Source organism: Pseudomonas sp. GW821-FHT04C07 (genome assembly GCF_059420325.1).
The window spans coordinates 99,910-125,130 of record NZ_JBWKTM010000011.1 but is presented as its reverse complement, the minus strand read 5'-3'; the positions used below and the strand labels follow the sequence as shown (position 1 = coordinate 125,130).

23 protein-coding genes and 1 pseudogene are annotated in these 25,221 nt (G+C 59.5%); 10 read left to right on the top strand and 14 right to left on the bottom strand.

Annotated features, from left to right (window positions below; all coding sequences use genetic code 11):
* The first annotated feature begins 13 nt into the window (after positions 1 to 13).
* Together AC07UI_RS20340 and AC07UI_RS20335 are read left to right on the top strand one after the other, a co-directional pair.
* The gene (locus AC07UI_RS20340) at positions 14 to 412 is read left to right on the top strand and encodes a hypothetical protein (RefSeq protein ID WP_494994182.1); all 399 of its coding nucleotides are present in this window, start codon (positions 14 to 16) and stop codon (positions 410 to 412) included.
* A gap of 496 nt (positions 413 to 908) precedes the next feature.
* Entirely contained in the window at positions 909 to 1,478 is a 570-nt protein-coding gene (locus AC07UI_RS20335) for a hypothetical protein (protein WP_494994293.1), read from the top strand.
* 60 nt (positions 1,479 to 1,538) lie between these two features.
* Here AC07UI_RS20335 and AC07UI_RS20330 read toward each other — a convergent pair whose 3' ends face one another.
* The 8 genes from AC07UI_RS20330 to gcl form a co-directional block, all read right to left on the bottom strand.
* A complete protein-coding gene (locus AC07UI_RS20330; protein ID WP_494994181.1) occupies positions 1,539 to 2,537 on the bottom strand; it encodes a sulfate ABC transporter substrate-binding protein in 999 nt (332 codons plus the stop codon).
* Between the two features lie 91 nt (positions 2,538 to 2,628).
* Positions 2,629 to 3,456 (bottom strand): ion transporter, encoded by an 828-nt coding sequence (locus AC07UI_RS20325; protein ID WP_494994180.1) that lies wholly within the window; start codon positions 3,454 to 3,456, stop codon positions 2,629 to 2,631.
* Positions 3,457 to 3,477: 21 nt separating this feature from the next.
* Entirely contained in the window at positions 3,478 to 4,392 is a 915-nt protein-coding gene (locus AC07UI_RS20320) for an urea transporter (protein WP_494994179.1), read from the bottom strand.
* Between the two features lie 144 nt (positions 4,393 to 4,536).
* On the bottom strand, positions 4,537 to 5,952 hold the full coding sequence (gene pyk, locus AC07UI_RS20315) for a pyruvate kinase (RefSeq protein WP_494994178.1): 1,416 nt from the start codon (positions 5,950 to 5,952) through the stop codon (positions 4,537 to 4,539).
* Positions 5,942 to 7,222, bottom strand: coding sequence for a glycerate kinase type-2 family protein (locus AC07UI_RS20310; protein ID WP_494994177.1), 1,281 nt, complete (start codon positions 7,220 to 7,222; stop codon positions 5,942 to 5,944). Before AC07UI_RS20310 ends, pyk begins: the two co-directional genes overlap by 11 nt.
* A gap of 147 nt (positions 7,223 to 7,369) precedes the next feature.
* The gene (locus tag AC07UI_RS20305; protein WP_494994176.1) at positions 7,370 to 8,260 is read right to left on the bottom strand and encodes a 2-hydroxy-3-oxopropionate reductase; all 891 of its coding nucleotides are present in this window, start codon (positions 8,258 to 8,260) and stop codon (positions 7,370 to 7,372) included.
* A gap of 146 nt (positions 8,261 to 8,406) precedes the next feature.
* The gene (gene hyi, locus AC07UI_RS20300) at positions 8,407 to 9,189 is read right to left on the bottom strand and encodes a hydroxypyruvate isomerase (protein WP_494994175.1); all 783 of its coding nucleotides are present in this window, start codon (positions 9,187 to 9,189) and stop codon (positions 8,407 to 8,409) included.
* A 142-nt stretch (positions 9,190 to 9,331) separates the two neighbouring features.
* Positions 9,332 to 11,107 (bottom strand): glyoxylate carboligase, encoded by a 1,776-nt coding sequence (gcl, locus tag AC07UI_RS20295; RefSeq protein ID WP_494994174.1) that lies wholly within the window; start codon positions 11,105 to 11,107, stop codon positions 9,332 to 9,334.
* A 266-nt stretch (positions 11,108 to 11,373) separates the two neighbouring features.
* Here gcl and AC07UI_RS20290 point away from each other — a divergent pair, with 266 nt between their 5' ends.
* Together AC07UI_RS20290 and AC07UI_RS20285 are read left to right on the top strand one after the other, a co-directional pair.
* Entirely contained in the window at positions 11,374 to 11,814 is a 441-nt protein-coding gene (locus AC07UI_RS20290; RefSeq protein WP_494994173.1) for a GlcG/HbpS family heme-binding protein, read from the top strand.
* Positions 11,815 to 12,025: 211 nt separating this feature from the next.
* Positions 12,026 to 12,484, top strand: coding sequence for an REP-associated tyrosine transposase (locus tag AC07UI_RS20285; RefSeq protein ID WP_494994172.1), 459 nt, complete (start codon positions 12,026 to 12,028; stop codon positions 12,482 to 12,484).
* A gap of 130 nt (positions 12,485 to 12,614) precedes the next feature.
* Here AC07UI_RS20285 and AC07UI_RS20280 read toward each other — a convergent pair whose 3' ends face one another.
* The gene (locus AC07UI_RS20280; protein WP_494994171.1) at positions 12,615 to 13,220 is read right to left on the bottom strand and encodes a TetR/AcrR family transcriptional regulator; all 606 of its coding nucleotides are present in this window, start codon (positions 13,218 to 13,220) and stop codon (positions 12,615 to 12,617) included.
* A 134-nt stretch (positions 13,221 to 13,354) separates the two neighbouring features.
* Here AC07UI_RS20280 and AC07UI_RS20275 point away from each other — a divergent pair, with 134 nt between their 5' ends.
* The gene (locus AC07UI_RS20275) at positions 13,355 to 14,269 is read left to right on the top strand and encodes a DUF808 domain-containing protein (RefSeq protein WP_494994170.1); all 915 of its coding nucleotides are present in this window, start codon (positions 13,355 to 13,357) and stop codon (positions 14,267 to 14,269) included.
* Positions 14,270 to 14,346: 77 nt separating this feature from the next.
* Here the strand turns inward: AC07UI_RS20275 and AC07UI_RS20270 are convergent, their stop codons facing one another.
* A complete protein-coding gene (locus AC07UI_RS20270; RefSeq protein ID WP_494994292.1) occupies positions 14,347 to 15,051 on the bottom strand; it encodes an MlaA family lipoprotein in 705 nt (234 codons plus the stop codon).
* Between the two features lie 88 nt (positions 15,052 to 15,139).
* A complete protein-coding gene (locus tag AC07UI_RS20265; RefSeq protein WP_494994169.1) occupies positions 15,140 to 16,438 on the bottom strand; it encodes a serine/threonine protein kinase in 1,299 nt (432 codons plus the stop codon).
* A 234-nt stretch (positions 16,439 to 16,672) separates the two neighbouring features.
* Here AC07UI_RS20265 and AC07UI_RS20260 point away from each other — a divergent pair, with 234 nt between their 5' ends.
* A complete protein-coding gene (locus AC07UI_RS20260; RefSeq protein ID WP_494994168.1) occupies positions 16,673 to 17,044 on the top strand; it encodes a hypothetical protein in 372 nt (123 codons plus the stop codon).
* A 59-nt stretch (positions 17,045 to 17,103) separates the two neighbouring features.
* Here the strand turns inward: AC07UI_RS20260 and AC07UI_RS20255 are convergent, their stop codons facing one another.
* Positions 17,104 to 18,699 carry a glycoside hydrolase family 17 protein gene (locus AC07UI_RS20255; RefSeq protein ID WP_494994167.1) on the bottom strand — a complete coding sequence of 532 codons (1,596 nt, stop codon included), beginning with the start codon at positions 18,697 to 18,699 and terminating at the stop codon, positions 17,104 to 17,106.
* Between the two features lie 342 nt (positions 18,700 to 19,041).
* Here AC07UI_RS20255 and AC07UI_RS20250 point away from each other — a divergent pair, with 342 nt between their 5' ends.
* The 4 genes and pseudogenes from AC07UI_RS20250 to AC07UI_RS20235 all read left to right on the top strand — a co-directional run bounded on the left by AC07UI_RS20250 (position 19,042) and on the right by AC07UI_RS20235 (position 22,389).
* Positions 19,042 to 19,893, top strand: a complete 852-nt coding sequence (locus tag AC07UI_RS20250) for a glycine betaine ABC transporter substrate-binding protein (protein WP_494994166.1) — start codon at positions 19,042 to 19,044, stop codon at positions 19,891 to 19,893.
* 122 nt (positions 19,894 to 20,015) lie between these two features.
* Positions 20,016 to 20,186: pseudogene (locus AC07UI_RS20245) on the top strand (group II intron reverse transcriptase/maturase); the annotation flags it as partial.
* A 133-nt stretch (positions 20,187 to 20,319) separates the two neighbouring features.
* Entirely contained in the window at positions 20,320 to 21,765 is a 1,446-nt protein-coding gene (locus AC07UI_RS20240) for a mechanosensitive ion channel domain-containing protein (protein ID WP_494994165.1), read from the top strand.
* A 183-nt stretch (positions 21,766 to 21,948) separates the two neighbouring features.
* On the top strand, positions 21,949 to 22,389 hold the full coding sequence (locus AC07UI_RS20235) for a carboxymuconolactone decarboxylase family protein (protein ID WP_494994164.1): 441 nt from the start codon (positions 21,949 to 21,951) through the stop codon (positions 22,387 to 22,389).
* 9 nt (positions 22,390 to 22,398) lie between these two features.
* Here AC07UI_RS20235 and AC07UI_RS20230 read toward each other — a convergent pair whose 3' ends face one another.
* The gene (locus AC07UI_RS20230) at positions 22,399 to 23,991 is read right to left on the bottom strand and encodes a DHA2 family efflux MFS transporter permease subunit (protein WP_494994163.1); all 1,593 of its coding nucleotides are present in this window, start codon (positions 23,989 to 23,991) and stop codon (positions 22,399 to 22,401) included.
* The gene (locus tag AC07UI_RS20225; protein WP_494994162.1) at positions 23,988 to 25,124 is read right to left on the bottom strand and encodes an HlyD family secretion protein; all 1,137 of its coding nucleotides are present in this window, start codon (positions 25,122 to 25,124) and stop codon (positions 23,988 to 23,990) included. Before AC07UI_RS20225 ends, AC07UI_RS20230 begins: the two co-directional genes overlap by 4 nt.
* Positions 25,125 to 25,221 lie beyond the last annotated feature (97 nt).

Here is a 25,221-nt window from a genome sequence, read left to right as displayed (position 1 = left end):
AGAGAAGTCGCTTATGACCACCATCGCTCGTATCACTCTGCTCAGTCTGGTCCTGGGATTAAGCGCATGTGCGGTCCAGCAGCCGACCACCTTGCCACCCATCCCGCCTTCGGGGCCGGGCACTCAGCCGGTTCCAGCAAAAAAGCCCGGTACGCCGACGACACCCTCGAAACCCGCCAAGTCGCTGCCACGCACGTCCGCCAGCTTCGCCCCACCACCGGGCGGTAATAGCCATTGGGATGCGCGATTGGGTGTCTACGTCCTCGACGACCAGACCAATACCTTCTACCGCCAGCGCACTTACTACCGCTGGAACAACGGCTGGAGCCGCTCCGTCAGCCCGAACGGGCCTTGGGAAGAGACGGATGTCCACGGCGTGCCATCGGGATTGGGGCGTCAGTTCCACGATTGAATCGCGTTGCGTGGCCGATAAGGATCGCAGCCTGGCGACAGCTCCTACACCCACCGAGTACCCCCTGATTCATGGGGGGGCGCGGAACTTGCAGGACAGGGCCGGGCGGCGCTTCGCTTGCTGGCGAAGCTTTTGAGCATTACACAGCCGCCAGCGACCCTTTCCCGGATACACTCGAAAACCGCACCAACGCCAACGGCGCAAGCGTGCTGCCGATGATCACGATTCACAACCGCCCACCCTGATCGTGCAGTGCACTGGCGATCGCAGCACCAAAGGCGCGCCGCTCACCTGTGTCCGACGTCAGCGTCCGATGAAACATTCGCTCAAATCTCGTTAGATAGCTTGCTTGTGCTATCTACACTCTATGAATGTGACCGGCTCTCCAGCGTCTCTCTTGGATGTTTCCTCACAGGAAGCCAAACCCATGAATCAGATTTGCAGCAGCGTGATACGAAGTACGGCACTGGCGTGGGCCATCATTTTATTGGCATTGATGCCCGCAGGCGCCGCTCAGACCCAGGACGCTCCGGGTATGCGCGTCGCCGTACGCGGTGAAATCATCGAGGTCGCCGGGGACGTGATGCAGGTGCGCGCCAATAGCGGAGAAAACGTGACCATCAACCTCACCCCGAACACCGTGGTGCGCGCGGTGACCCTGGCCAACATCGAAGACATTAAACCTGGCAGCTACATCGGTTCGGCCGCGGTGCCGCAGGCGGATGGGACGCTCAAGGCGCTGGAGGTTCACGTGTTCCCCCCACAAATGGCTGGCACCGGCGATGGCCATCGACCCTTCGATCTGGTCAAGGGCAGCAGCATGACCAATGGTAGCGTCGGTGATCTGGTGGTCAGCAACGGGCGCACCCTGACGGTCAATTACAAGGGCGGCCAACAGACAATCCTGGTGCCGGATGACGTGCCCATCGTCAACCTGGCTCCGGGCGATCGCAGCCTGCTCAAGGTTGGGGTCAAAGTTGTGTTGTTCGCCTCGCAAAGCGTCGATGGTACGCTGACTGCTCAATCGATTTCGGCCGGCAAGGATGGCGTGACGCCACCGATGTGAGCATCTATCCGGCATGAAAAAGGCGACCCGAAGGTCGCCTTTTTCATGGGAGCCCAGCGCTTATTGCCCGCTGTAGACCTGATCGAAAACTCCACCATCGTTGAAGTGGGTCTTCTGCACGGTTCGCCAGTCACCGAAGGTTTTCTCTACCGAGAGGAAGTCGACTTTCGGGAAGCGGTCGGTGTACTTGGCCAGGACCTTCGGGTCGCGTGGTCGCAGGTAGTTGGCGGCAGCGATTTCCTGACCTTCTGGAGACCAGAGGTACTTCAGGTATTCGTCCGCTGCGGCGCGGGTGCCTTTTTTGTCGACGACTTTATCGACCACGCTCACTGGTGGCTCTGCTTCGGCGGAGACGCTCGGATAGATCACTTCGAACTGGTCGCGACCGAATTCGCGGGCAATCATTTCGGCTTCGTTTTCGAAGGTCACCAGCACGTCGCCAATCTGGTTGGTCATGAAGGTCGTGGTGGCGGCGCGGCCACCGGTGTCGAGTACCGGCGCTTGCTTGAACAGCTTGCCGACGAATTCTTTGGCCTTGTTTTCGTCGCCGCCGTTTTTCAGTACGTAGCCCCACGCCGAGAGGTAGGTGTAGCGGCCGTTGCCGGAAGTTTTCGGGTTCGGCACGATGACTTGCACACCGTCTTTTAGCAGGTCCGGCCAGTCTTTCAGGGCTTTCGGGTTGCCTTTGCGGACGATGAACACGGTGGCCGAGGTAAACGGCGCGCTGTGGTCCGGCAGGCGGGTGACCCAGTTGTCGGGAACCAGTTTGCCATTGTCGGCCAAAGCGTTGATGTCGGTGGCCATGTTCATCGTGATGACATCAGCCGGCAGGCCGTCGATGACCGACCGGGCTTGTTTGCTGGAACCGCCGAAGGACATCTGCAGGGTGATGTTTTCGTTGTGCTCGGCTTGCCAGTGTTTCTGGAAGGCAGTGTTGTAGTCTTTGTAGAAATCTCGCATCACGTCGTAGGAAACGTTGAGCAGGGTCGGTGCGGCCTGAGCCACGCTACCCAAGGCCAGGCCAGCGGCCAAAAGTGAGGCGCTAAAGAGTCTTTTCACTGCGCATTCCTTGTTCTATTAAAAGTGATGCAAGTTGCCAGCGACTATAGCCGGGGCTTCATATCTCTTTAAAGATTAAAAAGAACTTTGCTTATTCTATTTTTTTGAATAGCGCATTGCCGCAACGTGAACAGAACGCTGCGTCGTGTTCATGATTGTTTTTTGGGCACACCGGGCAGTTGTGCTGCAACTGGGCGCCGCGCATGGCGCTGGCCAGTTCCGCAGTGAAAATCCCGGTAGGCACGGCGATGATCGAGTAGCCGGTGATCATCACCATGGCCGAGATCACTTGTCCCAGTGACGTCTTGGGCACGATATCGCCATAACCGACGGTGGTCAGAGTGACGATCGCCCAGTAGATCCCCTTGGGGATGCTGGTAAAGCCGTGTTCAGGGCCCTCGACCACGTACATCAGCGTTCCGAACACGGTCACCAGGGTGCAGACGCTGAGCAGGAACACGAGGATTTTCTGTTTGCTGCCGCGCAGGGCATCCAGCAGGTAGTTGGCCTGTTTCAGGTACGGGCCGAGCTTGAGTACGCGGAAAATCCGCAGCATCCGGATGATCCGGATGATCAGCAGGTACTGAGCGTCGCTGTAGTACAGCGCGAGGATCCCCGGGACGATGGCCAGCAGGTCCACCAGTCCGTAGAAGCTGAAGGCGTAACGCAGCGGCTTGGGCGAGCAGTACAGACGCAAGCCGTACTCGATGACGAAGATGACCGTGAAGCCCCACTCGATGTAGGCCAGCAGGTCTGCGTAGTTCTGATGGACGCTGTTGATGCTGTCGAGGATCACGATCACCAGACTGGCGAGGATGATTAACAGCAGTGCGCTGTCGAAACGTCTTCCGGCCATCGTATCGGTCTGGAAAATCATGACGTAAAGCGGTTCACGCCAGTTGTTGTTGCTGCTGTTCATGGAGAGCGCCTGAAGCAATGATCAGCGCAGCCTAGGGTGATTGTCCCTGATAGCGCAAGGCGCACTGTCCACGGCGGCCTGACGTAGTACGCGGGTGCCGGCGCGGATCAGCCAGCAAGCGAGGATGAAAGGCGCGGTGAGCGCCGATAGGCCCAAGGCGCTGAAGCCGGGTGTCAGCAGTATGGCCAGGGCAATGCCGAACAACGGTAGCCAGGGTTGGCGACGTTGCTGGCTGAAGGCAAGGGCGGCGAGCACTGCGTTGTAACCGCTCAAACCCAGCAGCGCGTTTGACGTTTCGTGATGCAGCAAGGCAAAGCACAGACCCGCGGCAGAACCCAGCAGCGCCCATAAGAAAGCGCGGCGGTCGGCGATCAGCAATCCGATAGCAATCAGTGCACCGGCCAGCGGATGACCCAGAAACATGACCTGACCAAGCCCTTTCAACGAGGCTGCGACCAGGTTGAGGGTGTTCATTTCAATCAAGGGTGCAGGAGACTGGGGTGCAGCAAAGTTCAGGAGTAACCAGCTCAATCCAACGAAGGGCGCGGTGTAGGCGGGCAGGCAATGCTGATCGCGGGCGCGCTTGAGCCATTGCTGAGTGAGTATCGCACTCAGGCCACCGCAGGCGATGATCAGCGGCGGCAACATCGCTGACCAGGGGAAATAAAGGCTCAGCAGCAAGCCGAGCAAAACACCGTTGTAACTGAACAGACCGGCCTGACGCTCAGCCTTGGCATAACCGCGACGTTGCGCGGTGAGCAACCCGGCGACACCGCCCAGCAGCGCACCGCCGAGCAAGGCTGGAGCAGTAAACAGAATGGCCAGCAGGCACAGCAGACCAAACAGCGGATGGCGCTGGAGGAAAATCTGGCTGAAGCCGTTGAGCAGGGCAGTGGCCCAGTCGGGGCAGTGGGTGTTGAAGTGGTTTGAGGGCATTTCGAGTCTATGTCTGGTAAACCGAGGCGCCCCCATCGCGAGCAGGCTCGCTCCCACACTGAATCTTTGTTCAGTTGTCAGATCTGCGAACAACACAAATCAACTGTGGGAGCGAGCCTGCTCGCGATGAGGCCGGAACAGGCGCTAAATCAACGTCTCGATGCGCAACGAGTTAGTTGATCCCGGCTGACCGAAAGGCACGCCCGCGGTGATCAACAACGTGTCGCCACGCTTGGCCATGCCTTGCGCCTGGGCGATTTCCAGGGCCGTGGAGCAAACTTCGTCAACCTGACGCAATCGATCATTGACCACCGAGTGCACACCCCAGGCCACGGTCAGGCGGCGTGCGGTTTGCAGGTTTGGTGTCAGGTTGAGAATTGGCACTGTCGGTCGTTCCCGCGCTGCCCGCAAACTGGAGCTGCCGGATTCGCTGTAGTTCACCAGCACCGCCACTGGCAGGATGCTGCTGATGCGGCGGATCGCACAGCTGATGGCGTCGGACACCGTGGCTTCGGCCTGAGGCCGGCTGACGTCCAGTTGTGCCTGATAATCCGGGCCGCTTTCGACCTGGCGGATGATCTTGCTCATCATCTGCACCGCTTCCAGCGGGTAATCACCGGACGCGGTTTCTGCCGAGAGCATCACCGCGTCGGTACCCTCGGCCACGGCGTTGGCAACGTCAGTGACTTCGGCGCGGGTCGGTGCCGGGGAGAAGCGCATCGACTCGAGCATCTGCGTCGCCACCACCACGGGTTTGCCGAGCTGGCGGCAGATAGTGATGATGTTCTTCTGAATCTGCGGGACACTTTCGGCCGGCACTTCCACGCCCAGATCGCCACGGGCAACCATGATCGCGTCGCTCAGCCCGGCAATTTCTCGCAAGTGTTCGACGGCTGACGGCTTCTCGATTTTCGCCATCAGAAAGGCTTTGTCGCCGATCAGTTCGCGAGCTTCGAGGATGTCTGCCGGGCGCTGCACAAACGACAGCGCTACCCAGTCCACACCCAGCTCCAGGCCGAAGCTCAGGTCGCGACGGTCCTTGGCGGTCAGTGGGCTCAATTCGAGCAGGGCTTGCGGGACGTTGACGCCTTTACGGTCAGACAGCTCGCCGCCGTTGAGCACCGTAGTGTCGATGGCATCGGCATGTTTGGCGGTCACTCGCAGGCGTAGCTTGCCGTCGTCCAGCAGCAGGTCCATGCCCGGTTCCAGCGCGGCGATGATTTCCGGGTGGGGCAGGTTGACCCGGCGTTGATCGCCGGGCGTTGCGTCCAGGTCCAGACGCAGGGCTTGACCGCGCATCAGTTGAACCTTGCCCTCGGCAAACTTCCCGACCCGCAGTTTCGGACCTTGCAGGTCCATCAGAATCCCCAGCGGGTAATTCAGCTGTTTCTCGACTTCGCGAATCCACTGGTAGCGCTGAGCATGATCAGCGTGGTCGCCATGGCTGAAATTGAGGCGAAAGATGTTCACCCCGGCTTCGACCAGCTCACGGATATCGTCGATTCCGTCTGTGGCAGGGCCAAGGGTGGCGAGGATTTTGACCTTCTTGTCAGGCGTCATGTTTAGGGCTCTCGAGAATCAGGATGGCGCGAAAGTCGTTGACGTTGGTGCGGGTCGGTTCGGTGACGATCAACGCATCCAGCGCGGCGAAGTAGCCATAGCCGTTGTTGTTGTCCAGCTCATCGCTGGCGCTCAGACCCAGGGCGGCGGCGCGAGCGTAGCTGTCCGGGGTCATGATGGCGCCGGCATTGTCTTCGGAACCGTCAATGCCATCGGTGTCGCCGGCCAGCGCATAGACGCCGGGCAGACCCTTGAGGTTATCGGTGAGGCTGAGCAGGAACTCGGCGTTGCGCCCGCCGCGGCCATTGCCACGCACGGTGACGGTGGTTTCACCGCCAGAGAGAATCACACACGGCGCCGCCAGTGGCTGGCCGTGGAGCACAACCTGGCGTGCGATCCCGGCGTGGACCTTGGCCACTTCCCGGGACTCGCCTTCCAGGTCGCCGAGAATCAACGGGCTGAAACCGGCCTGACGAGCTTTCACCGCCGCCGCTTGCAACGATTGCTGCGGTCGCGCGATCAGCTTGAAATGACTGCGGGTCAGGCCCGGATCACCAGGTTTGACCGTTTCCGATTCGGCGCTTTGCAGCCAGCTGCGCACGGTCGCCGGAACATCAATGGCATAGCGCTTGAGAATAGCCAGGGCTTCGGCCGAGGTGCTCGGGTCGGCCATGGTCGGCCCGGAGGCGATCACCGTTGCCAGGTCGCCCGGTACATCGGAAATCGCGTAGGTGTAGACCGTCGCTGGCCAGCAGGCCTTGGCCAGGCGGCCGCCCTTGATGGCCGAGAGGTGCTTGCGTACGCAGTTCATCTCGCCGATGGTGGCACCGGATTTGAGCAGGGCTTTGTTGATCGACTGTTTGTCGGCAAGCGTGATCCCGGCCGCCGGCAGTGCCAGCAATGCCGAGCCGCCGCCCGAGAGCAGGAAGATCACCCGGTCGTCTTCAGTCAGATCGCTGACCAGTTCCAGCACCCGTTTTGCCACGGCCAGACCGGCCGCGTCAGGCACCGGGTGGGCGGCTTCGACTACTTCGATTTTGTCGCAAGGGGCGCCGTGACCGTAGCGGGTCACTACCAGTCCCGAGACTTCGCCCTGCCAGCAACGCTCGACCACTTGCGCCATGGCCGCGGCGGCTTTACCCGCGCCAATCACGATCACCCGACCACTTCGATCGCTGGGCAAATGGGCTTCAAGGACGTGCTGCGGGTGGGCGGCGTCGATGGCTGTGGCGAACAGCTCACGCAGAAATTGTTGCGGATCGACCGACATGGCGGGCTCCCAATCTTATTGTTTTGGCTGATCGTTCCCATGCTCTGCGTGGGAATGCCTCAATGGACGCTTTGCGTCCGCTTCGGCGGTGACGCGGAGCGTCACGGGATGCATTCCCACGCAGAGCGTGGGAACGATCGGGTTGGTTTATTTATCGCGAATCGAGAAATTCGCCATGTGCTCAAGGCCTTTGATCAGCGCCGAGTGGTCCCAGTTACTGCCACCGATGGCCGCGCAGGTGCTGAACACTTGTTGGGTGTTGGCGGTGTTGGGCAGGTTGATGCCTAGCTCGCGAGCACCAGCCAGGGCCAGGTTGAGATCCTTCTGGTGCAGGCTGATGCGGAAGCCAGGATCGAACGTGCCTTTGATCATGCGCTCGCCGTGGACTTCGAGGATCTTTGACGAAGCGAAGCCACCCATCAGTGCTTCACGGACCTTGGCGGGATCAGCACCGTTTTTCGAGGCGAACAGCAGGGCTTCAGCAACCGCCTGGATGTTTAGCGCGACGATGATCTGGTTCGCCACTTTGGCGGTTTGACCGTCGCCGTTGCCACCGACCAGGGTGATGTTCTTGCCCATGCTCTGGAACAGTGGCAGAGCGCGTTCGAAGGCCTGGCTGTCGCCGCCGATCATGATGCTCAACGTGGCAGCCTTGGCGCCGACTTCACCGCCGGACACCGGGGCATCGAGGTATTGCGCGCCTGCTTCGTTGATTTTTGCGGCGAAGGCTTTGGTCGCGGTCGGTGAGATCGAGCTCATGTCGATCACTATCTTGCCTGGACCGACACCGGCAGCCACGCCGTCAGCGCGGAACAGCACGTCTTCGACCTGCGGGGTGTCCGGAACCATGATGATAATGAACTCAGCTTCCTGAGCGACTTCTTTCGGGTTCGCCAGAGCGACCGCGCCAGCGGCCACCAGGTCGGCAGGGGCGGGGTCGTGGTGCGCCGAGAGGTACAGGCTGTGACCGGCTTTTTGCAGGTTCAACGCCATTGGGTGGCCCATGATGCCGGTGCCGATAAATCCGATTTTAGCCATGAGAAAATCCTCTTGTTTTTATTGCTTTATCACAAAATTCGTGGAGTGTCAGTGAGGCCGCTTCGCGGGCGAGCCTCGCTCCTACAGGGGGGCTCGTTCGACGTAGGAGCGAGGCTTGCCGCGATGAACGATGAGGCGGTCTTCAGTCAAATCGCGTTATGGGTTTTCAACCAGCCCAACCCGGCTTCAGTCGTGGTCAGCGGCTTGTATTCACAGCCGACCCAGCCCTGGTAACCGATACGGTCCAGGTGTTCGAACAGGAAGCGGTAGTTGATCTCGCCAGTGCCCGGTTCGTTACGCCCCGGGTTGTCGGCGAGCTGGATGTGATTGATCTCGTCCAGATGGTCGGCCATGGTCCGGGCCAGGTCGCCCTCCATGATTTGCATGTGGTAGATGTCGTATTGCAGGAACAGGTTGTTGCTGGCGACCTGCTCGCGAATCGACAGGGCCTGAGCGGTGTTATTCAGGTAGAAGCCCGGAATGTCGCGGGTGTTGATCGCCTCCATCACCAGCTTGATGCCCACCGCTTGCAGCTTGTCGGCGGCGTACTTGAGGTTGGCGACGAAGGTCTTTTCAACGGTGGCGGCGTCCAGGCCTTGTGGGCGGATGCCGGCCAGGCAGTTGATCTGGGTATTGCCCAGCACTTTCGCGTAAGCGATCGCCAGATCGACACCCGCGCGGAATTCTTCGACCCGATCCGGCAGGCACGCGATACCGCGTTCGCCCTTGGCCCAGTCACCGGCCGGCAGGTTGAACAGCACTTGGGTCAGACCGTGGGCATCGAGCTGCGCCTTGATTTCGGCGGAGCTGAAGTCATACGGGAACAGGTATTCGACACCACTGAAGCCGGCCTTGGCGGCAGCTTCGAAGCGGGCAAGAAAACCCTGCTCGGTAAACAGCATGGACAGGTTGGCTGCGAAACGCGGCATGGTGGTCTCCTGTAAAGATTCATCGTTCCCACGCTCTGCGTGGGAATGCATCCGGTGACGCTCTGCGTCACCTAAGGGCTGGACGCGGAGCGTCCGGGGCGGCATTCCCACGCGGGAGCGTGGGAACGATCCTTCAACGCAATCAGTCGAGCAACGAAATCGCCGTCGGCGCATCGCTGCCGACAAGCGCCAGATCTTCGAATTCGTTGACGGCGTTGATCTCGGTGCCCATGGAAATGTTGGTCACGCGCTCCAGGATAATCTCGACGATCACCGGAACCTTGAACTCCTCGATCAGCTCTTCGGCCTTGCGCAGGGCAGGGGCGATGTCAGCCGGTTCGAAGACGCGCAGAGCCTTGCAACCCAGGCCTTCGGCAACCGCGACATGGTCGACACCGTAGCCGTTGAGTTCCGGAGCGTTGAGGTTGTCGAAGGACAGCTGCACACAGTAGTCCATGTCAAAACCGCGCTGTGCCTGACGGATCAGCCCCAGATAGGAGTTGTTCACCACGACGTGGATGTACGGCAGTTTGAACTGCGCGCCCACCGCCAACTCTTCGATCATGAACTGAAAGTCATAGTCGCCGGACAGCGCCACGACTTTGCGGCTCGGGTCAGCCTTGACCACACCCAGCGCGGCCGGAATGGTCCAGCCCAACGGGCCGGCCTGACCGCAGTTGATCCAGTGACGCGGTTTGTAGACGTGCAGGAACTGCGCGCCGGCAATCTGCGACAGACCGATGGTGCTGACGTAGCAGGTGTCCTTGCCGAACACCTGGTTCATCTCTTCGTATACGCGCTGCGGCTTGACCGGCACGTTGTCGAAGTGGGTCTTGCGGTGCAGGCTGGCCTTGCGCTGCTGGCAGTCTTGCAGCCAGGCGCTGCGGTTTTTCAGTTTGCCGGCAGCCTGCCATTCACGCGCGACTTCGATGAACACCGTCAGCGCGGCAGCGGCATCGGAAACGATGCCCAGGTCCGGGGTGAACACGCGGCCGATCTGGGTCGGTTCGATGTCAACGTGGATGAATTTGCGGCCTTCGGTGTACACGTCCACCGAACCGGTGTGACGGTTCGCCCAGCGGTTACCCACACCCAGTACCACGTCGGATTTGAGCATGGTCGCGTTGCCATAGCGGTGCGAGGTTTGCAGACCGACCATACCGACCATCAACGGGTGATCGTCAGGGATGGTGCCCCAGCCCATCAGGGTCGGGATTACTGGAATGCCGGTCAGCTCAGCGAACTCCACCAGCAAGTCACTGGCATCGGCATTGATGATGCCGCCACCGGCGACCAGCAATGGCCGTTCAGCCTGATCGAGCATGGCCAGGGCTTTCTCGACCTGCACGCGATTAGCCGTTGGTTTGGCCAGCGGCAGCGGTTCGTAGGCGTCGATATCGAATTCGATTTCTGCCATCTGTACGTCGAACGGCAGATCGATCAGCACCGGGCCAGGGCGGCCGGAGCGCATTTCGAAAAAGGCTTTCTGGAAGGCATAAGGCACTTGGCCCGGTTCCAGAACGGTGGTCGCCCACTTGGTCACTGGCTTGACGATGCTGGTGATGTCGACCGCCTGGAAGTCTTCCTTGTGCATACGGGCCCGGGGTGCCTGGCCGGTGATGCAGAGGATTGGAATCGAGTCGGCCGAGGCGCTGTAGAGCCCGGTGACCATGTCGGTGCCGGCAGGCCCGGAAGTACCGATGCACACGCCGATGTTGCCGGCTTTAGTGCGGGTGTAGCCCTCGGCCATGTGCGAGGCGCCTTCAACGTGGCGAGCGAGGACGTGATCGATGCCGCCGACCTTTTGCAGGGCGGAGTACAGCGGGTTGATGGCTGCACCGGGGATGCCAAAAGCGGTATCAACCCCTTCGCGGCGCATCACCAGAACGGCGGCTTCGATTGCTCTCATTTTGCTCATGGTTTTGTGCCTCTTAGGTTTTGTAATTGTATACAAGTGGCTTTGCGCAGAGTGTATTCACGGCAGACGGCGCAGGTCAATCCATTTTATCAAGCGGCTGTTTCATTCGTCAGAAGCCAGAAGTACTGTGGCTTTTCGTCGCACAAGCAGCTTTTCGATAATTATTGTATACAAAAAAATAACTCATTGTGTTCTATTTGTCGCGTCGGGCTTCTCAAGAAAAAGAAACCCAAAGGCTTTCCCCTAACAAGATAAGGACGGCACCCATGAGCGCTTTAACCTTGAAAGACGCAGTTAGCCTGACTGGTCGAGCCATTGCTGCGGGGCGCAAGATCGCCGCGGCACCGCTGACCATCGCGGTACTTGATGCCGGAGGGCATCTGGTGACCTTGCAACGTGAAGATGGCGCGAGCCTGCTTCGCCCGCAGATCGCCATCGGCAAAGCCTGGGGCGCGATTGCTTTGGGCAAGGGTTCACGGCTATTGGCGCTGGACGCGCAGCAGCGGCCGGCCTTTATCGCCGCGCTCAATAGCCTGGGGCAGGGCAGCGTGGTGCCAGCGCCGGGCGGGGTGTTGATTCGCAATCAGCAGGGTGTGGTGATTGGCGCCATTGGCATCAGCGGCGATACCTCTGACATCGACGAGCAATGCGCAATCAGCGCCATCGAGGCGCAGGGGTTGCAGGCGGATGCGGGGGTGACGGCTTGATTTGCATTGACTGATCCACCGCCATCGCGAGCAAACTCGCTCCCACAGTAATCACGGGTGTTCACATATTTTGTGTTCACTGTAGATCCACTGTGGGAGCGAGCTTGCTCGCGATAGCCATCTACCAGACACATCCAGCTAAAAGTCTGCACCACCCTCAAGCATTCACAGTCTAGCCTTCTTCATGACTTGATCATGAAAGGGGCAGGGAATGCCGGATCTACCCGCTTCACATCGCTTGCGCATCGGCCGCTATGCCGAGCAGAACCGAACTTACCTGCTGACCACCAACACACTCGATCGAGAACCGGTTTTTGAAGACTTCGCCTTGGGCAGATTGATCGTTGATCAATTACGAAGTGCGCAGGATCTGCGCTGGGCGAACTCATTGGCCTGGGTTGTCATGCCTGATCACTTTCACTGGTTGATCGAGTTGCAGTACGGATCGTTGAGTGAACTGATGCAAAAAACCAAGTCATTGAGTACGCGAGCGGTGAATAGGGCGACTGGTCGCAAGGGCAGTCTTTGGCAGCAGGGCTATCACGATCGGGCGCTGCGGCGGGAGGTGGATTTGGTAGAACTTGCACGGTACGTCGTGGCAAACCCGTTGCGTGCAGGCTTGGTGACGCGTCTGGGTGATTATCCGCTGTGGGATGCTATTTGGGTTTGACCGAAAAACCGAGTTGCCCCTATCGCGAGCAAGCTCGCTCCCACAGTGGATTTCGGTCGTTCACAGAATTTGTGCACACAGAAGAACCCTGTGGGAGCGAGCTTGCTCGCGATGGGGGCGCTGCGGTCTTTCAGTCCGGTGCGCAGCCTTTGAGCACCAACCGAATGATGGTCTGCGCTGCCGCTTCGTAGTCGCTTTCATCCAGCTTGGCTTTGCCAGTGACGACCGAGATTTGCCAGTCGAAATCGGCGTACGTCTGGGTTGCCGCCCAGATGCTGAACATCAGGTGGTTGGGGTCGATTTGGGCGATCTGCCCGCGGTCGATCCAGGTCTGGATGCAGTCGATATTGTGTTTGGCCTGGGCATTGAGCTGCTCGACCTGATCGGGGCTCAGGTGCGGTGCGCCGTGCATGATCTCGCTGGCGAACACCTTGGACGCGAACGGCAGATCGCGGGAGATGCGGATCTTGGAACGGATATAGCCACTGAGCACTTCGCTGGGCACACCGTCGGCATTGAACGGCGTCGAGGCCTGCAGAATCGGCTCGATGATGCTTTCCAGCACCTCGCGATAGAGGTTTTCCTTGGACTTGAAGTAGTAGTAGACGTTGGGCTTGGGCAACCCCGCCTTGGCCGCGATGTCACTGGTTTTAGTCGCAGCGAAGCCCTTGTCGGCAAACTCTTCGCTGGCTGCGCGCAGGATCAGTTCTTTGTTGCGCTCGCGGATGGTGCTCATAAACCAGGTGATTCCTTGCCTGTTCTGGCGGTTGCGCATGGTAGCACCGGCTTTGCGCGGGGCTCAAGAATGCCCCGCAGCGCCTTGTGTCGCGCTATGCTCGACAAAATTCATGATCGAAGGAAGCCTGATCCATGGCAGGAAGCAGTTTGCTGGTGCTGATCGACGACATCGCCGCCGTGCTCGACGATGTAGCCTTGATGACCAAGCTGGCCGCCAAGAAAACCGCCGGCGTGCTTGGCGACGACCTGGCGCTCAACGCCCAGCAAGTTTGCGGTGTGCGCGCCGAGCGTGAAATTCCGGTGGTCTGGGCCGTGGCCAAGGGCTCGTTTCGCAACAAGTTAATCCTCGTTCCTGCTGCATTAGCCATCAGCGCCTTGGCGCCGATGCTGGTGACTCCGCTGTTGATGCTCGGCGGGGCCTATCTGTGCTTCGAAGGCTTCGAAAAACTCGCCCACACGTTCCTTCACAGCGAGGCCGACGACAAGTCCGGTCATGATCAACTGATCGATGCCGTGGCAGATCCGGCCGTCGACCTGGTGGCCTACGAGAGGGACAAGATCAAGGGTGCTGTGCGCACTGACTTCATCCTCTCGGCAGAAATCATCGCCATCACCCTGGGCACTGTGGCCGACGCGCCGCTGATGCAACAGGTCATCGTGCTGTCGGGTATCGCCATCATCATGACCGTTGGCGTCTATGGCCTGGTGGCCGGCATCGTCAAACTCGACGATCTCGGGTTATGGCTAACCCGCAAGCCAGGGCAGGTGGCCAAACGCATTGGCGGCGCCATCCTGCGTGCCGCACCGTACATGATGAAAAGCCTCTCGGTGATCGGCACCGCGGCGATGTTCATGGTCGGTGGCGGGATTCTCACCCATGGTGTGCCGGCGGCTCATCACTGGATAGAAAGCGTGAGCCAGAGCACAGGTGGCTTTTCGCTGATCGTGCCGATACTGCTCAATGCTGTGGCCGGGATTATCGCCGGGGCGGTGGTCCTGGTGGGGGTGATGGCGGCGGGCAAGGTCTGGCGGATGGCGAAGGCCTGAAACGGCGTTCTACAAAACGCCAAAGAAAAAGGCCATTCGATTGAGTCGAATGGCCTTTTTTTCACCCATGGATCGCGTTACTCAGCAATCTGCAACTTGCGCGCCTCGGTGTAGACGTAACGCACTTTTTCGTACTCGAACGGCGAGTTCGTCTGTCCATAGCGGAATCTGTTCTGGTAGCGCTTGTCGATGCCGCGCAGGACCCAGATTTCCGGATGGTTCTCGCTGACCTTCGAGACATTGAGGAAGTTGATCTGCGATTCCGCCGTGAAGTCGAATACAAGCCCGCCGGTATCACGCAGGTTCGACGGGCCGAGGATCGGCAGGACAATGTAGGCACCGCCCGGGACGCCATAGAAGCCCAGGGTCTGGCCGAAGTCTTCGTTCTGGCGCGGCAGGCCCATCATGGTTGCCGGGTCCCACAAACCGGCGATGCCGATGGTGGTGTTGAGCAACAATCGACCGGTGGTCTCCATGGAGCGCTTACCCTTGAACTGCAACAGGCTGTTGAGCAGATTGGGCACATCACCGAGGTTGTTGAAAAAGTTGCTCACACCGCTGCGCAGGAAGCTTGGGGTGATATACCGATAGCCGTCGACCACTGGCAGGAACACCCACTGATCGAAGCGATAGTTGAAGTGGTAGACCCGGCGGTTCCACGACTCCAGCGGGTCATAGACATTCAGCGCGTTCAAGGTCGAGCGTTCGAATTCGCGCTGGTCCAGCCCAGGGTTGAACTTGAGTTTGGTCATGGGCTCGGTGAAACCGTCCTGATCGACCACGGTGGTGGTGTTGGCCTTGCTGTTGTCGGCGTTGGCATAGCCTGTGAAAAGTAACGCAGCGATAAGCAGGAGATGTTTATAACGGGCCCTATCCACGGAAGAACTCCAGCATGGCGTCGCTGTTGACGCGGTAGTTGAGGTTGCCGCAATGGCCGCCATGGGGGTAGACGGTCAGGCGGTCGCCGAAGGTTCTACGCAGAAAACCAAGGTCGCCCGGGCCGAGAATCACGTCGTCGGCGTTGTGCATTACGGCAATCTTCGGGTTGTTGTGCAGGTAGTCCTTGAGTGCATAAAGGCTGACCTGGTCGATCAGTTGCAGCACGCTGCCGCCATCGGTGCGGGCGCGCCACATCGGGATCAGTTGCTCGGTGATGTAACAATCGAAGTCGCATTGCAGGGCACGCTTGAGGAACGGTGTAAGACTGGTGCCTTCGGTGATCGGGTATTTGGGTGGGGTGATCAGGCCGCGGCGGTTGATCAGGTCCGAGGTGAAGGCAATGTCGGCCGCAGAAAAGCGGAACGAGGTACCGATCAGCATGGCCATCTGTTCATTGCTCAGATGCTGTTTGGACTGTTGAAAGTCGTAGAGCAACGCATCGTTGAGATCGATATAGCCTTTTTGCTGAAAGTAGCGAGTCAGTTTGTTCAACACCAGTTCATAAAATGTGGTGCTGTTGTTGATGCCCTTGACCTCGGTCTGGACCAGCTTGTCCAGGTTGGTAATCGAGGTGTAAAGGTTGACCGGAGGGTTGAGCAGCAGGACTTTCTTGAAGTTGAAACTGCGTCGGGTTTCATCCAGCTTGCTGACAAACGCCGCATCCAGGCCGCCCAGGCTATAGCCGGTGAGGTAGTAGTCGGTGATCGGCAGTTTCGGGTTTTGTGCACGCACGGCCTGCATGACGCGGTACAGGTCCTCGGCGTCATCCTTGGTCACACCTGGCGTGGCATAGCGCGATGCAGCGCTCATGAAGTCGAAGCTGGTTGGCGACGACAGTTGCACCACGTGATAGCCGGCTTTGTAGTAGAGCTTTTTCAGGTATTCGTTAATGCTGCTGTTGTAGGGCGCGCCCGTACCGGAGATCAGGAAAATCAGCGGTGCGGCGTGATCCTGTTTGGCCATCCGGTAGGTGAGCTTCTTCACTGCCCAGAAATTATCCGGCAGGTTGAACTCACGCTCCGGGCGCAACCTCAGGCTGTAATCAGCCTGATCGATATCCTCATCGGACGGCAGCTCCGGCCGCAAATCCGGTGGGGTAGTAGCAATCGTCGCCTCGAACGGGTTGGTCAGCGGGTAGCCATAACTGACGGCGTCGATATCGACCGCCAGCGCGGACGCACTCAAGATAAGGCCGCCAAACAAGGCAGCGAGGCGCAAGGAACGGAGCATGACTGGATCCCTAAGAAGAAGGTGCCGAGTGAGGTATGCAGGCTATGACCATCGCGCTGTCGCCGAAGTGCCATGCATCGGCACAAATAGCTGGTCCAGACAGCCATAATCGGGGTAATAGTAGCTAGACGATACACTTTGCAGCTGTTTGGCGGACAGTTATCTGTGCAACGCGCTTGCATACCCTCGTCGGGCGATTAAGCTGAGCGCCGTTTTCGTTTATCGGAGTGCTTCATGTCCCGTCGTCTGCCCGTGATTCTGCTGCTTATTGTCTTGCCATTATGGCTGGCCGCCAGTTATGGCATGCGTTATGGGCTTATGGAGGATGCCCGGTGGGTTGGCGTCTGTGTCGATGAGGCGAGCCGTTGGGAGTGCCAGGCGCGTTCGACCCTGGGGCTGATGATTCATTTCAAGATCATGGGCTGGACTGCGCTGGCAGCGGCGATCATTGGGTTCCTGGTGCCGGGGCGTGCCGGATGGAGTCTGGCGGTGCTGTCACTGTTGTTCGGCTTTCCGGCGCTGGCGTTGTATAACGTCAGTCTTGCGGTGTTTGCGGTGGTGATTGGGGCATTGCGGTTGGTCCGGGCGCCGGACGTTGCCGCTTGAGCTGAATCGCGAGCGAAAAAAAGGGATGACCGTGGTCATCCCTTTTTTGTGCCTGTCGATCAGCCCTTGCGAGCCCGCAAACTGCGCCACAACGCAGCGACCATCAACACACTCACCAGCGCCCAGCCCCAGGCCTGCTGGTTTTGCAGGCCTTCGCGGTACAGCTGCGGGGCGATGCCGGCACCGATGATAAAGGTCAGCAAGGCGACCTCCCGGCGCGCAACGCTGATCGGGCGGCACAGGTAAACCAGCGCCGGCAGCAACAAGGCTGCGCTCGGGAAGCTGCGATAGCGTGGGTCGAACACCAGCTCCAGCATCATCACCGCTGTGGCAAAGCCTGCGGCCGCCAGCAGCCAGCCAGCGCGCTGTTCCAGCCAGTTGAAGGCACACTTGCGCCATGCGGTTTTGGCGCTCAGGGCAAGTGCTGCGTGGGCCAGCACCAGCAGATTCAAGCCGACCAGCAATCCGGCCCAGATCCATTCGCCGGCAAAGCGGCTGGTGACTCGTGCCAGTTCGCCCCAGGCGCCTATGGAGCAGGCGCCCAATGCGCCGAGCAGCGGCAGGAGCAGAGCTGTGCGAGTGCTGCGCACGCGACCGCCGAGGATCAGCGTGCCGAGGAAAAGCAACCCACCGATGCCCAGCCATTGAGGCCAGAAGGGCAGATTAGACACCGGCCCGGCCAATACACCCTTGTCCTGACGATCTGCATCGAACAGCCCCCAGTAGCCGCCGACAGCCCCCTCGCTGGCGCGCTTCCAGGGTTGGTCGAAGGCTTCAATCAGGTTGTAGTGCCAGCCATTGTGCTCAGCCAAGGCGACAAAACCACGAATGAACTTGGCTTCGTTGACCCGGCTTGGCAGCGCCGTTTCGCGCTGGCGGCCTTCGCTTGGCCAGCCGGTTTCGCCAATCATCACGTCTTTGGGGGCGAAGCGATTGCCAAATACCTGGCGGACTTGCGCGACCTGATTGAGGGCGGCGTCGATGTTGGACGGATCATCTTCCCAATACGGCAGCAAATGGATGGTCAGGAAATCTACTGCCGGGGCGATTTCCGGGTGCTTGAGCCAGAACTCCCAGACATCGGCGTAGGTCACCGGCTGTTTGACGTGGCTTTTCACCTTGAGAATCAGCTTGGCCAACTGGGCTCCGGTGACTTCCTTGCGCAGCAGGGCTTCGTTGCCGACGATCACCGAGGTCACTACATCCGCGTTGGCATTGGCCGAGGCGATCAGCATGTCGACTTCCTTGGCGGTATCCACCGGGTTGCTGTTGACCCACGCGCCGATCATCAGCTTCAAGCCGTGCTTGCGCGCCAGGTCGGGAAGGGCTTCGAGACCGGTCATGGAATAGGTGCGAATGCATTCGAAGCGGGTCGCCAACAGCGCAAGGTCGGCGTCCATGCGTTCGGGGCGCAACTTGAATGGTTCGTCGAACGGTGATTGGTCTTTATCGAACGGGGTATAGGAGGCGCATTGCAGCTTGTGCCTGGCGCTGGCTACATCCGGTAGCAGTACCGGTTGGCCGAGACCGTACCAGAAGCCGCAAAGCGCAAACAGGCCAAGCAGACAGGCGAATAGATAAGGTAAGAAAGGAAAGCGGGCAGTCGCGGGCATGGTCAGGCCGTCTGGGAGCAAAGCCGCGCATCTTACCTGCATTTGCCGCGTGCTTGGGGGGCCGCATAAATTTGACAAGCAATGTTCGGGCGGTACCCGGTGAGGTATTCCTCATTGTCACGATTACTGGCGTTCTGATGTCGTTTCTCGTTGCCTTGAGGTCGCAGCCAGAGCAGGTCGTCGCGCACGTCAGGTTGATGATCGAAGCATCAGTACTCCGCTGATATTCGGACGGGTTTGGCAATGAAGCGTGAAGGGGGCGCAAGTGACCTGTGTGGCGCCGAAGTTGACTAACAGAACCAGCCACACAGGCCAAAATGCACCATAGCAATAAGTTGACGCCGCTCGGCATCCGTCGGGCGCAGCACTTTCGGGGAAGTAACGATGAAGATGCGACAACTCTTAGGTGCAGGTGCCGCTCTGGTACTTGCGATTGGTTCCAGCGTGGCCAGTGCCGACGGCAAAACCCTGAGCATCGGCTATGTCGACGGCTGGTCCGACAGCGTGGCGACGACCAACGTGGCGGCTGAAGTGATCAAGCAAAAGCTCGGTTATGACGTCAAGCTGCAGGCCGTTGCGACCGGGATCATGTGGCAGGGCGTTGCCACCGGCAAACTCGACGCGATGCTCTCGGCCTGGCTGCCGGTGACTCACGGTGAGTATTGGGCCAAGAACAAGGACAAGGTGGTCGACTACGGTCCTAACTTCAAGGACGCGAAAATCGGCCTGATCGTACCGGAGTACGTCAAGGCGAAGTCCATCGCCGACCTGAAAGATGACACTACCTTCAAGAGCAAGATCGTCGGGATTGATGCCGGCTCAGGCGTGATGCTCAAGACCGATCAGGCCATCAAGGATTACGGTCTCGATTACAAGCTGCAAGCCAGTTCCGGTGCGGCAATGATTGCCGAATTGACCCGTGCTGAAGAGAAGAACGAGTCCATCGCTGTCACCGGCTGGGTGCCGCACTGGATGTTCGCCAAGTGGAAACTGCGCTTCCTCGACGATCCTAAAGCCGTTTACGGCGCTGCCGAAACCGTCAACAGCATCGGTAGTAAAGATCTGGAGAAGAAGGCTCCGGAGGTCGCTGCCTTCCTGAAAAAATTCCAGTGGGGGTCCAAAGACGAGATTGGCGAAGTCATGTTGGCGATTCAGGATGGTGCCAAGCCTGAAGCTGCTGCCAAGGACTGGGTGGCCAAGCACCCGCAACGTGTTGCCGAGTGGACCGCCAAATAACCTTACCACGCGTCTGAATAGCAGGTATCAAGACCGTCTGGCGTTCGCGCCAGGCGGTTTTTTTCTGTGCGCCAGGCATGGCGCGTTGCGCGTCAGCGCAACCAGCTTGGCTGTGGTGGCCACGCATGGGACTCAATGAGGCGCGTGCTTGTAACTCGGCATTCAATGGTCGAGGCCCTTGGCGGAACTCCGGAGCCCTCCACATGAATCAGGCGCTGGCGAAGAAACTATGGGATCGACTCGGGCTGGTCTCGATACTGGACACGATACGCCGGCTTAACCGCTTAACCTGAACCGCCGTATACGGAACCGTACGTACGGTGGGAGGACGGCGGATGTGAATCCGCCTCCTACTCGATTTAAAGCTATAACTCCACAGGGGGTATTTGTGCGATCTTCGCGCCATTCGCTTGCTGGAGTTGCTTGATGCCGACATTTCTCACCGATCACCCACTGCTCTGTGCCCTGGCCCTGGTCCTTATCGACATCTTTTTGTGGCGGTTGATTTCAGCCAGTGGCAGCAACTGGAAACTGGTGGTGCGGCTGGTGATTTTCTCGTTGTTCAGCGCGCTGCTGTTCAACGAGGGCATGAACCCGATGGAAACGCCGCCGTGGCCGGAGAATGTGCCGTTGCACCTGGCCGCGACCGGTCTGCAGATCGGTTGGTGGTTGTTCGGCGCGCGGACCCTGACGGTGCTGCTCGGTACCCTGATGATGCAGCGGGTCGGGCACACCGGGCGGTTGTTGCAGGATTTGCTCGGCGCGGTGATTTTCCTGATCGCGATCATTGCGGCGCTGGCCTACGTGCTCGATTTGCCGGTCAAGGGTGTGCTGGCGACTTCCGGGGCGGTGGCGATCATTGTCGGTCTGGCGCTGCAAAGCACCCTTAGCGATGTGTTCTCCGGCATCGTCCTGAACGCCACCAAGCCCTATCAAATCGATGACTGGATCTCGATCGATGGCACCGAAGGTCGGGTGACCGATATTGACTGGCGGGCGACGCGCTTGCAAACGACTCAAGGCAGCATGGCCGTGATCCCCAACTCCCTGGCGGCAAAAGCCAAGATCATCAATTTCAGCCGGCCCCGCGACATATTCGGTCTGTCCGTGAGCCTGCAGATCAGTCCCCATGCCCGGCCGCAAACGGTGATCGAAGCCCTGGAGCGCGCCATGCAGGGGTGTCGGCCACTGCTCGGCAGGCCAGCACCCAATGTTGCGCTGAAAAGCTCCAGCAGCGATGGGGTGGAATACGAAATCAGCGGGTTTGTATCGTCCATGGCTCAGAAGCGTGAAGTACGCAATCAGCTGTTCGATCTGGCGTATCGGCACTTGAGGGCGTCGGGTGTGAGCCTGTTGTCGACGGTGGAAAGCGCGACGCCGGCCAACTACTCACGGCCCCGGGCGCTGCTGGAAAGTTCGAATATTTTCTCGACCTTGCGTAAGGAGGAGAAAGACACCTTCAGCCAGAACATGACCCTGCAAACCTTCCGTGCCGGCGAGATGATCCTGGCCACTGGCGAGGTCAGCGATCATTTGTTCATTATCGAGTCCGGTGTGGTTTCGGTAGCCCTGAGCCGTGCCGGCAGCAAGTTCGAAGCCGGGCGCATGGGGCCGGGAGAGGTGATCGGCGAGGCCGGGATCCTCTCCGATCAGGCCGTGATCGCCGATTTCTCGGCCAAGACCTTTTGCACCTTGTATCGCATCGAGAAGGAGTACTTGAAACCTTGCCTGGATGCGCGCCGCGATATCAGTGATGCAATGAAAAACCTGCTGGATTTCCGCCTGCACACCGCACACACCCTGACTCAGGAAGTGCCAAAAGTGGTGGAGAAAAAAAAGGGCTTTTTGCAGTGGTTGCGCAGCAGGGCCTAGAGAGGTGGCCTGTTTATTGAGGGTGTCTGGTCTGACGCCTATCGCGGGCAAGGAGTAGGCGACTCGGTCTATCGGAGTCGTCGTTCCACCGATTGGTATCCTCAACTTCCAAAAAATTGGTTATTTGTGCAACTCACAGGCGGGGCTAACGTATCTACACCCCCACTTGTTATGGAGCACAGCATGCAACCTCGTATCGATTTCTACACCGCTTCGCCGGATGCCTTCAAAGCCATGTTGGCGCTGGAAACTGCGGTATCGAAACTGCCACTGGAAAAAAGCCTGGTCGAGCTGGTCAAGCTGCGCGCTTCGCAGATCAATGGCTGTGCATTCTGCGTCGACATGCACACCGCTGATGCCCGTAAGGGCGGTGAAACCGAACGTCGTCTGTATGCGGTTTCGGTCTGGCGTGAAACGCCGTTTTTCACCCCGCGCGAACGTGCCGCGCTGGCCTGGACCGAAGCCCTGACCCGACTCTCGGAAACCCACGCGCCGGATGAAGATTACGCGCTGCTGAGCGCTGAATTCAATGCCAGCGAAATGGTCGACCTGACCATGGCGATTTCCACAATCAACAGCTGGAACCGTCTTGCGGTAGGCTTTCGCAAGTTCCCGCAGGAATAAATCTGAGGCTCAATGAGCATCGGCAGACGGCGCGGCCGGTGGTTTGACCTTGCGCATCAAGGGCACCATCGCCGTGGCGATGATGAAGCAGGCCATGATCATCAGAAACGCGTCGCCATAGGTTTGTGTCTGGGCTTCGCGCCAGGTCAATAGCCACAGTTGATGAAGGCTGGCGGTAACGCCCTGGTCGCCGGTCTGACCGAGGGCGGCGAAGTTACCGCCCACCTGCGTCAGCCACTGGTTCAAGGCTTCGTTGCTGCTATTGAGATGCTCGGCCAGTCGGGTGAAGTGCAGGTTGGTGCGGTCATTGAGGATGGTCGCGCAGGCAGCAATGCCAATCGCACCACCCAGATTACGCATCAGGTTGAATAACCCCGAGGCGTGCTTCAACCGAGACGGGGCCAGCCCACCGAGGGTCAAGGTCACGGCCGGCGGCACCGCCAATTGCTGGGCGATACCACGCAAGGCTTGCGGCAGTATCAATTCTCTGGCTCCCCAATCGTGGGTGATCGGGCTGAAATCCCACATCGACAAGGCAAACAGCCCCAGGCCGGTCATCATGATCCAGCGCAGGTCGATGCGGTTGGCCAGGAAGGCATACAGCGGAATCGCCATAATCTGGAACACCCCGGTGGAAAATACCGCAAGACCAATGTCCAGCGCGCCGTAGCCGCGTACCCGTCCGAGAAACAGCGGTGTCAGGTAAATGGTCGCGAAAAGGCCGATGCCAGTGACGAAGGAAAAGAAACAACCCAAGGCAAAATTGCGGTCTTTCAATGCACGCAGATCAACGATCGGGTTGGCCACGTGCAAGCTGCGACCGATAAAGGCCAGTCCCGCCAACCCGGAGATCCATGCGGTCGTGAGGATGGTGCTGTCGCTGAACCAGTTCCAGCGCGGGCCTTCTTCGAGGGTGTATTCCAGGCAACCGAGAAACAGTGCCATGAAGACCATGCTCAGGTAATCGGCGCCCTTGAGCAGCGACAGTTCCGGCTCGTCGATTTTCACCAGCATTGGCACCGCCACCGCGACGAAAATCCCCGGTACCAGGTTGATGTAGAACAGCCAGTGCCAGGATGAGATATCGGTGATCCAGCCACCGATCACCGGGCCCAGGGTCGGAGCCAACGAAGCCACGGCGCCGATGGTCGCTGCGGCGATCACCCGTTGTTTGCCGGTGAAGAAAAAGAACGCGGTGGTGAACACCAGCGGGATCATCGAACCGCCGAGAAACCCTTGCAACGCGCGGAAGGCGATCATGCTCTGGATGTTCCAGGCCGCGCCGCAGAGCAAGCTGGCCAGGGTGAAACCGACCGCCGAGACGCAAAACAGCCAGCGTGTGGAAAACACCCGAGAAAGCCAGCCCGAGAGCGGGATAACAATGATTTCGGCGATCAGGTAACTGGTCTGCACCCAGGCGGTTTCGTCGGTGCCGGCCGAGAGCCCGCCACCGATGTCGCGCAACGACGCCGAGACAATCTGGATATCCAGCAGCGCAATGAACATACCGATGCACATAGTGGCGAAGGCGAACACCTTGGTCGCGGTCGCCATGGTACTGGCATCGAAGGGCTGAGCCCGGGCAGCGAGGGCGCGACTCATGGTGCGCTGGCCTGGGCGACGGCCGCCGAGGGTTCTTTATGTTCGGCTTTCGTATCGACTGACGCGGTCACCGAAAGGCCCGGACGCAGTTGGCCCAGCACCGCGTCAGCCGGATCGAGGATGATTCGCACCGGCACGCGCTGGACGATTTTAGTGAAGTTGCCCGTAGCGTTTTCCGGCGGCAACACGCTGAACTGCGCGCCAGTCGCCGGGGCCAGGCTGTCCAGGTGGCCGTGGAACTCCCGACCGGGCATCACATCAGCGTGGATACTGACCCGCTGGCCGGGAACCATGAGTCTGAGCTGATCTTCCTTGAAATTGGCATCGACCCACAGGCCGCTGGCCGGTACCACCGAGAGCAGTTGCGATCCGGCCTGGGCATAGGCGCCCACCCGCGCCCGACGGTTGCCGATCACGCCATCTGCAGGCGCGCGCAACTCGGTGTAAGCGAGGTTCAATCGAGCGATATCCCGCTCGGCCTGGGCTTGCATCAACGCCGCTCTGGCCTGCTGTTTCTGAGTGGCGATCACGTTCAACTGGCGCTGGGTGGCGAGCAGTTCAGCCTGCGCCCGGGCGCTGAGGGCTTGCGCGGTTTTGAAGGCGGCGTCTGCCCGTTGCGCACTCTCCACAGACACTGCGGAACTGCCGACCAGGCGTTTGTAGCGCGCATTGTCGTCGCGTGAGCGCGACATCTCCGCGCCCGTGGCATCGATCCCCGCCCGGGCCTGATCAATCACCGCGTGTTGCAGTTGTTCGGTGGCGTCGAGGTTGGCCAGCAAGGCTTCTTCGGCAGCTACCGCACCCTCGGCCTTGGCCAGGCTGGCGCGGTAATCCCGTGAGTCGAGCCGGATCAGTACGTCACCGGCATGCACCTGTTGGTTGTCGGTCACCAGCACTTCTTCGATGTAGCCGGCCACTTTCGGCCCGATCACCGTGACATCGCCGCCGATGTAGGCATCGTCGGTATCTTCGATAAAGCGCCCGCTGGTCCACCAGTGCAGGCCATAGAGCCCGATCAGCACCAGCGCAGCGGCGGCCAGAATCATCAGCATCAGGCGCTTGAGCAGTGCAGGCCTGGGTGGGTTCAGTGCGGTAGCGATTCCGGGCTCTTCAACTGCAGTCATGCTGGTCATGGCAGGGTACCTGTCGGATCAGATAAATATTACGCGTGTAATATGATATATGTAATATTGGCTCGCAAGTGAATTTTCCTGCCAGTCGTCAGGTGGG

Bases quoted from the DNA above. Each gene is read 5' to 3' on its own strand.
- AC07UI_RS20275 (WP_494994170.1), top strand. From the start codon at position 13,355: ATGGCAGGAAGCAGTTTGCTGGTGCTGATCGACGACATCGCCGCCGTG.
- AC07UI_RS20260 (WP_494994168.1), top strand. From the start codon at position 16,673: ATGTCCCGTCGTCTGCCCGTGATTCTGCTGCTTATTGTCTTGCCATTA.
- AC07UI_RS20230 (WP_494994163.1), bottom strand. From the start codon at position 23,991: ATGAGTCGCGCCCTCGCTGCCCGGGCTCAGCCCTTCGATGCCAGTACC.
- AC07UI_RS20310 (WP_494994177.1), bottom strand. From the start codon at position 7,222: ATGTCGGTCGATCCGCAACAATTTCTGCGTGAGCTGTTCGCCACAGCC.
- AC07UI_RS20225 (WP_494994162.1), bottom strand. From the start codon at position 25,124: ATGACCAGCATGACTGCAGTTGAAGAGCCCGGAATCGCTACCGCACTG.
- AC07UI_RS20235 (WP_494994164.1), top strand. From the start codon at position 21,949: ATGCAACCTCGTATCGATTTCTACACCGCTTCGCCGGATGCCTTCAAA.
- AC07UI_RS20290 (WP_494994173.1), top strand. From the start codon at position 11,374: ATGAGCGCTTTAACCTTGAAAGACGCAGTTAGCCTGACTGGTCGAGCC.
- AC07UI_RS20320 (WP_494994179.1), bottom strand. From the start codon at position 4,392: ATGCCCTCAAACCACTTCAACACCCACTGCCCCGACTGGGCCACTGCC.
- AC07UI_RS20240 (WP_494994165.1), top strand. From the start codon at position 20,320: ATGCCGACATTTCTCACCGATCACCCACTGCTCTGTGCCCTGGCCCTG.
- AC07UI_RS20325 (WP_494994180.1), bottom strand. From the start codon at position 3,456: ATGAACAGCAGCAACAACAACTGGCGTGAACCGCTTTACGTCATGATT.
- AC07UI_RS20305 (WP_494994176.1), bottom strand. From the start codon at position 8,260: ATGGCTAAAATCGGATTTATCGGCACCGGCATCATGGGCCACCCAATG.
- gcl (WP_494994174.1), bottom strand. From the start codon at position 11,107: ATGAGCAAAATGAGAGCAATCGAAGCCGCCGTTCTGGTGATGCGCCGC.
- AC07UI_RS20285 (WP_494994172.1), top strand. From the start codon at position 12,026: ATGCCGGATCTACCCGCTTCACATCGCTTGCGCATCGGCCGCTATGCC.
- AC07UI_RS20340 (WP_494994182.1), top strand. From the start codon at position 14: ATGACCACCATCGCTCGTATCACTCTGCTCAGTCTGGTCCTGGGATTA.
- hyi (WP_494994175.1), bottom strand. From the start codon at position 9,189: ATGCCGCGTTTCGCAGCCAACCTGTCCATGCTGTTTACCGAGCAGGGT.
- AC07UI_RS20335 (WP_494994293.1), top strand. From the start codon at position 909: ATGCCCGCAGGCGCCGCTCAGACCCAGGACGCTCCGGGTATGCGCGTC.
- pyk (WP_494994178.1), bottom strand. From the start codon at position 5,952: ATGACGCCTGACAAGAAGGTCAAAATCCTCGCCACCCTTGGCCCTGCC.
- AC07UI_RS20250 (WP_494994166.1), top strand. From the start codon at position 19,042: ATGAAGATGCGACAACTCTTAGGTGCAGGTGCCGCTCTGGTACTTGCG.
- AC07UI_RS20265 (WP_494994169.1), bottom strand. From the start codon at position 16,438: ATGCTCCGTTCCTTGCGCCTCGCTGCCTTGTTTGGCGGCCTTATCTTG.
- AC07UI_RS20280 (WP_494994171.1), bottom strand. From the start codon at position 13,220: ATGAGCACCATCCGCGAGCGCAACAAAGAACTGATCCTGCGCGCAGCC.
- AC07UI_RS20255 (WP_494994167.1), bottom strand. From the start codon at position 18,699: ATGCAGGTAAGATGCGCGGCTTTGCTCCCAGACGGCCTGACCATGCCC.